Source organism: Burkholderia sp. LMG 13014, assembly GCF_905232215.1.
GTDB lineage: Bacteria > Pseudomonadota > Gammaproteobacteria > Burkholderiales > Burkholderiaceae > Burkholderia.
Window position 1 is genome coordinate 1 of the sequence record NZ_CAJNKE010000240.1, and the last position, 8,756, is coordinate 8,756.

Annotated in this window: 8 protein-coding genes; 1 reads left to right on the forward strand and 7 read right to left on the reverse strand. The window is 68.7% G+C overall.

Features of this window, described 5'->3' with window-relative positions; all coding sequences use genetic code 11:
* The 6 genes from JYJ84_RS21390 to JYJ84_RS21415 all read right to left on the reverse strand — a co-directional run.
* The coding region (locus JYJ84_RS21390; RefSeq protein ID WP_205189436.1) for a tetratricopeptide repeat protein at positions 1-2,146 on the reverse strand (2,146 nt) is incomplete at its 3' end.
* Positions 2,147-2,187: 41 nt separating this feature from the next.
* On the reverse strand, positions 2,188-4,410 hold the full coding sequence (locus tag JYJ84_RS21395) for a tetratricopeptide repeat protein (RefSeq protein WP_175223351.1): 2,223 nt from the start codon (positions 4,408-4,410) through the stop codon (positions 2,188-2,190).
* 188 nt (positions 4,411-4,598) lie between these two features.
* On the reverse strand, positions 4,599-5,261 hold the full coding sequence (locus JYJ84_RS21400) for a type II secretion system protein J (protein WP_174956316.1): 663 nt from the start codon (positions 5,259-5,261) through the stop codon (positions 4,599-4,601).
* On the reverse strand, positions 5,245-5,676 hold the full coding sequence (gene gspI, locus JYJ84_RS21405) for a type II secretion system minor pseudopilin GspI (RefSeq protein WP_175223330.1): 432 nt from the start codon (positions 5,674-5,676) through the stop codon (positions 5,245-5,247). Before gspI ends, JYJ84_RS21400 begins: the two co-directional genes overlap by 17 nt.
* Positions 5,677-5,979: 303 nt before the next feature.
* Complete coding sequence (locus tag JYJ84_RS21410; protein ID WP_122949560.1) at positions 5,980-6,186, reverse strand: hypothetical protein; 207 nt, start codon at positions 6,184-6,186, stop codon at positions 5,980-5,982.
* Between the two features lie 340 nt (positions 6,187-6,526).
* Positions 6,527-7,132 carry an alpha-ketoglutarate-dependent dioxygenase AlkB gene (locus tag JYJ84_RS21415; protein ID WP_236027409.1) on the reverse strand — a complete coding sequence of 202 codons (606 nt, stop codon included), beginning with the start codon at positions 7,130-7,132 and terminating at the stop codon, positions 6,527-6,529.
* Positions 7,133-7,373: 241 nt separating this feature from the next.
* On the opposite strand from JYJ84_RS21415, the gene JYJ84_RS21420 reads away from it, so the two are divergent.
* Complete coding sequence (locus JYJ84_RS21420; protein ID WP_175223328.1) at positions 7,374-7,961, forward strand: malonic semialdehyde reductase; 588 nt, start codon at positions 7,374-7,376, stop codon at positions 7,959-7,961.
* A gap of 72 nt (positions 7,962-8,033) precedes the next feature.
* On the opposite strand, the gene JYJ84_RS21425 is transcribed toward JYJ84_RS21420, so the two are convergent.
* On the reverse strand, positions 8,034-8,756 hold a 723-nt coding region (locus JYJ84_RS21425), incomplete at its 5' end, for a metallophosphoesterase (RefSeq protein ID WP_205189437.1).

Below are 8,756 nucleotides of genomic sequence, written 5' to 3' on the forward strand. Positions count from 1 at the left end.
CGCCCGGATACCACGGGCTGTCGTCGCGATCGAGCAGCCAGCGGAAGTCCGGCGTGTGCGGCAGCATGACCGCGAGCGGCCGGCCGAGCGCACCGGCCAGGTGCGCAACCGACGTATCGACGCTGATCACCGCGTCCATCGCCTCGGTCAGCGCGGCCGTTTCCGCGAAATCCGTCAGTTCGTCGCCGACGAAGCGGATCGGGCTCGCATCGAGCACCGGACGATCTTCGTCGCGGATCACTTTCTGCAGGCTGATCCATTCGAAACGGTCGTCGAGCAGCGGCACCAGATCGGCGAGCGTGATCGAGCGGTTGCGGTCGTTCAGGTGCAGCGGGTTGCCGGACCATACGAGGCCGATGCGCGGCCGGTCGGTCGCGCCCAGACGCGCGCGCCAGTGCTCGACCCGCACCGGATCGGCGCGCAGGTACGGACCGCCCGCAGGGATCGACGACAGGTCGGTGCGGAATTCGAGTGGCAGACTCAGCAAAGGGCAATGCAGATCGAACGGCGGCAGCGGATCGCCGCGCGCAACGAGCACGTCGACACCGTCGAGCGTCGCGAACAGCGCCTTCAGCTCGACGGGCGCCTCGACCACGACGCGCGCGCCGAGCGCCTTCACGAGCGGCACGTAGCGGCAGAACTGCAGCGTGTCGCCGAGCCCCTGCTCCGGATACAGCAGGATCGTCTGCCCGTCGAGCGGCACCCCGTGCGTCCAGCGCGGCTGCGCGAAGTCGCGCCGGCTGCCGTCGAGCTGGCTGTCGCGCCAGCGCCATTCGTATTCGGCCCAGCCAGCCTCGAAATCGCCGATCGACAAGCACAGGAACGCGCGCATGCAGTGCGCGTGCGCATAGTCGGGATCGATGTCGATCGCTTGCGCATACGCGCGCAGCGCATCCTCGTGCCGCCGCAGTGCGCGCAACGCGCTGCCGCGATGGAAGTGCGCGAGCTTGTCGCGCGACGTCGCGGCGATCACGCAGGCGAGATCGTCGAGCGCATCGTCGTAGCGGTGCGTTTCGAGCCGGACACGTGCACGCGTGAACGATGCGGGCGCATAGTGCGAATCGATCGCCAGCGCGCGGTCGCACATGGCGTGCGCATCGTCATGACGCGCCACCTGCATCAGCGCGCTTGCGTAGTTGCACAGCACGCCCGTGCTGCCCGGCTCGACCTCGAGTGCGCGGGCATAGCTGTCGACCGCGTCCGCGAAGCGGCCCAGGTGGCTCGCCGCGTTGCCGCGATTGGCGAGCGAGCGCGCGTGGCGCGGGTCGATCGCGAGCGCACGATCGCAACGCATCAGCGCTTCGTCGTGCCGGCCAAGCTGTTCGAGCGCGATCGAGCTGTTGCAGATCGCATCGACGAATGTGGGGCTCGCCGCGATCGCCGCATTGAAATCCGCCAGCGCGTATTCAGGATCGTGCAGGTCGAGATACGCGACACCGCGCTGGAACAGCACGCCGGCGCTACCCGGCCGCAGCGCGAGCGCGTGGCCATAGCTGTCTGCCGCGTCGCGAAAGCGGCCGAGTTCACGCAGTGCAAGCCCGCGTGCGCGCATTGCATCGAACGTCCGGCCGGCGAGCGCAATCGCCCGGTCGCAATCGGCAAGTGCGTCGTCGAAGCGCCCAAGCGCGCGCAGCATGTCGCTGCGTTTCACGTAGCCGTCGGCGAACCCGGGCGTCAGTTCGAGCAATCGATCGTAGACCGCGCGTGCTTCGTCGTACCGCGCGAGTTGCGCGAGCAGCCCGGCCCGCTGGAACAGCACGCGCTGGTGCACGGGATTGATCGCGAGCGCCTCGTCGAGCCGCGCGAGCGCATCGTGCTCGCGCCCGAGCCCGGCCAGCACCGCCGAGTAGTTCGCGAGCGCGAGCGGCACCGGCTGGCGCTCGACCGAGCGCCGCATCAGCGGCTCGGCATCGTCGAGCCGCCCTTGCTGGAAACGCACCGCGCCGAGCAGGTGCAGCGCCTCCGGATGCTCGGGATCGAGCGCCAGCAGCTCGGCATAGGCATTCTCCGCGTGCTGCAGCGCGCCCTCGTGATGCGCCTTGCGTGCGCGCACGAGCAGCCGTTCGAGCTGCATGGTGTCGGGCGGACGGCGATCCGGCGCGACCGTCGCGCTCGCCAATGTCGTCCCTTCCCCGTTCGGTGTCATCGTGTGGCCCCCACTGTCGCTGTTCGTATCGCGTGTCGTGTCTAACGTGTCATCGGTTCGAGCGCGGCACGCACCGCGTCGATCGCTTCGGCCCAGTTGCCGGGTGCCGGCTGGCGAAACAGCCGCGCGGACGGATACCACGGGCTGTCGTCACGCGTGCGCATCCAGCGCCACGCCGGCGGGTCGGGCAGCAGCACCCAGACGCGCGCGCCCAGCGCACCGGCCAAATGGGCGACCGCCGAATCAGCCGCGATCACGAGATCCAGCGCGCCGATCAATGCGGCCCGGTCCGCGAAATCGCCGAGTTCGTCGTCGACGCGGGATACCTGCGCATCCGCCAGCCGCACGGCGTCGCGTTCGTCCAGCGGTTTCTGCAGGCTGATCCAGTCGACATCGAGATCGAACAGCGGCGCGAGTCGCGCGAAATCGATCGACCGACCGGCGTCATTCCGTCGTGCCGAATCGCCTGCCCAGGCGAGCCCGACGCGCAGCCTGCGGCGTTCGCCGAGCAGCGTGTCCCACTGGCGTGTGCGCTGCGGGTCCGCATGCAGGTACGCGGCGGTGCGTGGAATGGTGTCCGCGTCGGTGCGAAACGCATGCGGCAGGCTCGGCAGCGGCACGTGGCAGTCGAAGGCCGGCAGCGGTTCGCCGCGCGCGATCACGTGGGCTGCGCCGGTGAGCGACGCCATCAGCGCGCGCAACGCCGGCGGTACCTCGAGCACCACGCGTGCGCCGCGTGCGACGACGAGCGGGACATAACGGCAGAACTGCAGCGTGTCGTCGATGCCCGGCTCCGCATGGATCAGGATCGTCTTGCCGTCGAGCGGTTCGTCACCGCGCCACACCGGCTGCGTGAACGGCCGCGCATGCTGCGCGAGCTGCGTATCGCGCAGCCGCCATTCGTACCCGCGCCAGCCATGCGTGAAATCGCCTTCCATCAGGTGCAGCGCACCACGCGCGCAGTGTGCGGCGGCGAAGTCGGGTTGCAGCGCGAGCGCGCGATCGTAGGCGGTGAATGCGTCATCCACCTTCCCCGTCTCGGCAAGCAGGTTGCCGCGGGCCAGCCAGTGGGTCGCAAGGTCGGGGCGCAGCGCGAGCGCACGATCGACCGACGCGATCGCTTCGTCGTAGCGATGCAGGTCCCGCAGCACATTGCCGCGGTTCGTCCACGCTTCTGCGAAACGCTCGTCGAGCGCCAGCGCGGCATCGTAGCTGGCGAGTGCCGCGTCGAAGCGCTGCAGGTCGCGCAGCACGGTGCCGCGGTTGCACAGCGTATCGGCCGAGCGCGGATCGATGGCAAGGGCCCGTTCGTAGCTGTCGAGTGCGTCGTCGTAGCGCTCGAGCTGCAGCAGCGCATTGCCGCGGCCCGCGAGTGCGCGGACATGATCCGGATCGAGCGCCAGCACCCGCTCGCAACGCGCAAGCGCTTCGTCTGCGCGACCGAGCCGTTCGAGCACGGCCGCACTGTCGCAGAGCGCGTCGAGCCGCTCGGGATCGGCCGCGAGCGCGTCGTTGAAGGCGGCCAGCGCTTCGTTCAGACGGTCGAGTTCGGCGAGCGTACGGCCGCGCTCGATCATGATCGCGGCGATGCCTGGCCGGATCGCGTTCGCGCGATCGAAGCAATGCAGCGCATCGGCCGCGCGCCGCAACGCGCGCAGCACGATGCCGCGGTTGAACCACGATTCGAACGATTGCGGATCGACCATCAGTGCGCGGTCGTAGGTGTCGAGTGCGTCGTCGAGGCGGCCGAGCGCGCGCAGCGCGCCGCCACGATTGCAGAGCGCGTCGAGCACCAGCGGCGACACCGCCAGTGCACGATCGAACGACGCGAGCGCGTCGTCGTAGCGGCGCAGGCCGATCAACGTGTTGCCGCGGCGCACGAGCGTCTGCACGTCGTCGGGTGCCGCTTGCAGCGCGGACGCGAAATGGCCGAGGGCTTCGTCGACGCGACCGCGTTCGCCGACAATCGCGCCGAGATCCGACAGCGCGCGCACGTCCGGCGCGATCGCGATCGACTGGCGCAGCAGCGCTTCGGCCTGATCGGCGTCACCGCACTGGAATTGCAGTACGCCGTACAGGTGCAGCGCCTGCGGATGATCGGGTTCCTTCGCGAGCACCGCGAGATAATCGCGCGCCGCTTCGCCAAAACGTCCGGCGCTGTGCCAGTTTTGTGCGCGGCCCAGAATCGCCGCCGATTGCCATTGTCCGCGCGCATCGTGTCCCGACGCGAGCGCGTGTGCATCATGCCGGTGCTCGACCGTCACGTTCACCCCCTTCCCGTTTGCCGATGCCGCCGCTGAGCCGGTCGATGGAACCGGTTGCGTCGGTCATGCTCGTGACGAGACTAACGGACGGCCAATAACAGACGTATGACGAAAGTTACGGACCATTTTGCCCGGGAGACGGAACGGCTTTCGGGGCCTGGCCGCGTGCGCAGGACGCCGTCGCGCGCTCACTGGCCGATCGGGATCGTCCGCACGTATTCGACCGCCGGCGCACCCATCGTGACCGAGAAGCGAACCCCGCGCGGCACCGGCACGCCGATCGACGTCGAGTTGCTGATCCCGTGCTGCGCGAGAAACTGCGCATAGGACTGTTCGATGGCGGCCTGGCTCGTCGTCCATCCGCCGGGCGGAATCCACACGGAAAGCTGCATCGAGCGCGCATCATTGCTGACCACCACGCGCGCGAACGCATCCATGTGATGCAGCGCGTCGTCGACCTCGGCGAGCGACGCGAGCGGCTGCGACGCGCTGCGCACGAGCTCGCGCCCGTTGAGCTGGTAGCGCACGACCTGCATCTGCGTCGGCCCGCCGCCGACCCCGAGATGACGCACCATCACGAGTTCACCCGGGTGGATGCGCAGCGGCGGCCCGAACACTTCGTCGGGCGTCACGAGGTTCGTCAGGTCGAACTGCAGTTGAGAGAAGTAGCGGCCGAGCAGACGCGTTTGCGCCAGATTCGACGCGATATCGTCGCGGCCACGGATCGTTGCATCGAGGCCGCGCCACGACAGCAGCGCGATCACCGCGAGCAGGGTAATCGCGACCAGCATCTCGATCAGCGTGAAGCCGCGGGCACGCGCCGCCGCGCGCGGGTCAGCGGCGCGCTTCATTCTGGATCACCGTGACGACTTCGGCGAGCACGTTGCGGCTCGACGCGGACGGATACACGCTCACCGTCACGCGACGCACGAGCGGGCTCGGCAACGCGGCCACCGACTGGCGGCACACGAACCGGTAGCGGCCCTGCGGGCATGCAAACGTGTTCGTGCCGACGGACGGCCACGTCGATGCGATGCGGATCTCGCCGAGCGCGTTGTCGGCGCTCCATAACGCGAGCAGGCGCATGCGCGCCATGTCGGTATCCGACGCGAGCGCGCCGATCGCGCGCATCACCGCGCCGAGCGCCACCGCGACGATCGCCAGCGCGATCAGCACCTCGATCAGCGTGAATCCCCGTTCCGGCGCCCGCGCCGTGCGCGATCCGTCGCGCGCATGGCGGTTGTAGTCGGTTCTGTCGTCGCACATGACCTGCATTCTTGTCGATGGGTCGTCGTCCGGCGTCCGGCGTGCACATCGCGGCGCAAAGCCGCATCGCCGGCGCGACGGACACCGTGCAGGGACGTTAAGCGCGACGTATGGCACACACGTGTCGAATGGTACGGACCATTTGGTGCGGCGAGCTCAGGCGGACGGGCGCGCAAGCACGCCGCACGCGCTGTCGCGCGAAGCGCGACAGGCGACGGAAAACTGAAAACGATCGGGAAAAACCGCCCGGCGGCGGGCGGCAAGAAATGAAGACGATCCTCGGGCGGGATCGCCGCGACGGCGTCAGGCCGTCACGGCGGCGTCATACTCGGCGCGGGCAAGCTGGCCGGCGGCATAGGCCTCGGCTTCGCCGCGAAAGCCGTCCCGGCTGAACGCAACGACTTTCACGCCGACGCCGGTCGCCCGCCTCACCGTCAGCGCCCATTGCCATCCGCCGTCTTGTTCAAAGACGTGCAGCGAGGGTTCGAAGGAAGGGTCGAATACGGTCACGCGTTTTGCTCCTGCCCCCTTGCGCACCGCATCGGCAACGCGTGGGGCATGTCGAAAGGATCGCGTCGGGATGCGACGCGTTTCTGCCATTGGACAGTCTAGTCAAAGATTGTTGCGACGCACCATCAGAGGTTTCACTCATCTATCGGAACCGGGCGGTCGATGAAATTTTTCTGAAACCCTTATGGGACGGGCTTCAGCGCGGTTTCAGTGCGCGCAGTTTCGCGTTCGTGCGGCAACGTGCCGCACGGGCGGCCGCTTGCCTGCATCGGTCACCCGTGAATCGCAAAAACGGGGCACGAGTCGCCCGACGCTCCGGGCACCTCGGCGACGACGGTGGTTACCGGCCCGTACCGGCCGGCATCACGCGCCGGAACGTCAGGTTCACGCGCTCGCCCTGCACGCCCGGCGCCTTCGGCACGCGATGCTGCCATTCGGCCTGCGTGCGTCCGCGCATCACGAGCAGGCTGCCATGCCCGAGGCGATACGCATGCGTGACGCCGGTCTTGCGATGGCGAAGGTCGAACACGCGCATCGCACCGAGGCTCACCGACGCGATCACCGGCGCATCGCCCAGCTCGGGCTCGTTGTCCGCATGCCAGCCGAGGCTGTCCTGCCCGTTGCGGTAGCGATTGAGCAGCACGCTGTTGAAACGCGCGCCGCACGTCGCCTCGACCGCGCGCTTCAGGTCGAGTACGGCCGGCGTCCACGGCGCGGGCACGTTGCGGATCCCCGAATACACGTAGACGGCATCCGGCTCGCCCTGCCATGCGGTGAGCCGCGGCAACGGAATGCGTCCGCGCGGCGTGCGGATCGTGTCCTGTTGCCACGCGACCTCGCCGATCAGCGCGGCCAGCGCGCGATCGGCATCGGGCGGCGCCAGCCAGTCCGGGTACCAGTCCACGTCGGGTGCGGGCGTGTCAGCGAAGAGATCGGGCGTCGACATGTCGGGAGAAACGGGCGATGAACGGAGCGAACAGTGCATGCCTGCATACTAGCCAACGGCGTCGCGCACCGCCATGCGCTGTCATTCGCGGATGAAAGGAAGCCGCCGCGCCCGGCGATGCGCGTTCGTGCATCACGCTATCATCGCGGCGTGTCGTGGCCCGCCCTGCCGACGGGCGCCGCCTTCTCTCCTCCGCCATGCCGGCCGGCGCGATCCGGCCGCTTTCTTTCCGGATCCCATCATGACGACGCTGTCCGACTCCGCCCTCGATCAACTGTTTCTCACCGCTCGCACGCACAACGCGTGGCAGGACAAGCCCGTCGACGACGCGCTGCTGCACCGGCTGATCGACCTGACGAAATTCGGCCCGACGTCGGCAAACGCGAGCCCCGCGCGCTTCGTGTTCGTCAAGTCGCCCGAAGCGAAGGCGCGCCTGAAGCCCGCGCTGTCCGCAGGCAATCTCGCGAAGACGATGGCCGCGCCCGTCACCGTGATCGTCGGCATGGACATGGCATTCCACGAGCACCTGCCGCGCCTGTTCCCGCACGCCGACGCACGCAGCTGGTTCGCCGGCAACGATGCACTGATCGAGGCCACCGCGTTCCGCAATTCGTCGCTGCAGGGTGCCTACCTGATCCTGGCCGCGCGCGCACTCGGCCTCGACGCGGGCCCGATGTCCGGCTTCGACGGCGCGAAGGTCGATGCCGCGTTCTTCGCTGGCACCGCGATCAGGAGCAACTTCCTCGTGAATCTCGGCTACGGCGATCCGGCCGGCCTGTTCCCGCGCAGCCCGCGCTTCGACTTCGACGAGGTCGCCCGCATCGAGTGACGGCCGCTGGCCAGGGCCTGTTCCCGTTGATGATGCGCTTGCACCGGCCTTTTCCCAGACGGGGAACGTGCCCTACCCGCCGCGCGTCAGCCGGATCATCGTGATCTCGGACGGCACGCCGAAGCGGTTCGGCGGGCCCCAGTATCCGGTGCCGCGGCTCGTATAGAGCCACAGATCGCCGAAGCGGCTCAGCCCGCCGATCACCGGCTGCTGCAGCCGCACGAACGGCGGCCACGGCAGAAACTGGCCGCCGTGCGTGTGCCCCGACAACTGCACGGTAAAACCGGCGCGATTCGCCGCATCCGCGCTACGCGGCTGGTGCGCGAGCAGGATCTTCGTGCCGACGTCGCGCGGCGCGCCCGCCAGCGCCTGCGCAGGGTCACTGCGATGAGCGGGATCGAACCCGCCTGCCGTGAAATCGGTTACACCCGCGAGCACTGCGCGCGCGCCATCATGCTCGATCAGCACGTGCTCGTTGAGCAGCACCGTCAGCCCGATGCGCCGGAATTCGTCGATCCACGCATGCGCGCCCGCGTAATACTCGTGGTTGCCCGTCACCAGGAAGCTGCCGTGCCGCGACTGCATGCGGCCGAGCGGCGCCGTGTGCTCGCGCAGGCGCTTGACCGAGCCGTCGACCACGTCGCCCGTCACGACGACGAGGTCGGCATCGAGCGCATTGACCGCGCGCACGATCCGTTCGACATAGGGCCGCTGGATCGTCGGCCCGACGTGGATGTCGGACAGTTGCACGATCGTCAGCCCGTCGAGCCCGGCCGGCAACCCTGCGACCGGGAT

Bases quoted from the DNA above. Each gene is read 5' to 3' on its own strand.
- JYJ84_RS21400 (WP_174956316.1), bottom strand. From the start codon at position 5,261: ATGAAGCGCGCCGCTGACCCGCGCGCGGCGGCGCGTGCCCGCGGCTTC.
- gspI (WP_175223330.1), bottom strand. From the start codon at position 5,676: ATGTGCGACGACAGAACCGACTACAACCGCCATGCGCGCGACGGATCG.
- JYJ84_RS21415 (WP_236027409.1), bottom strand. From the start codon at position 7,132: ATGTCGACGCCCGATCTCTTCGCTGACACGCCCGCACCCGACGTGGAC.
- JYJ84_RS21420 (WP_175223328.1), top strand. From the start codon at position 7,374: ATGACGACGCTGTCCGACTCCGCCCTCGATCAACTGTTTCTCACCGCT.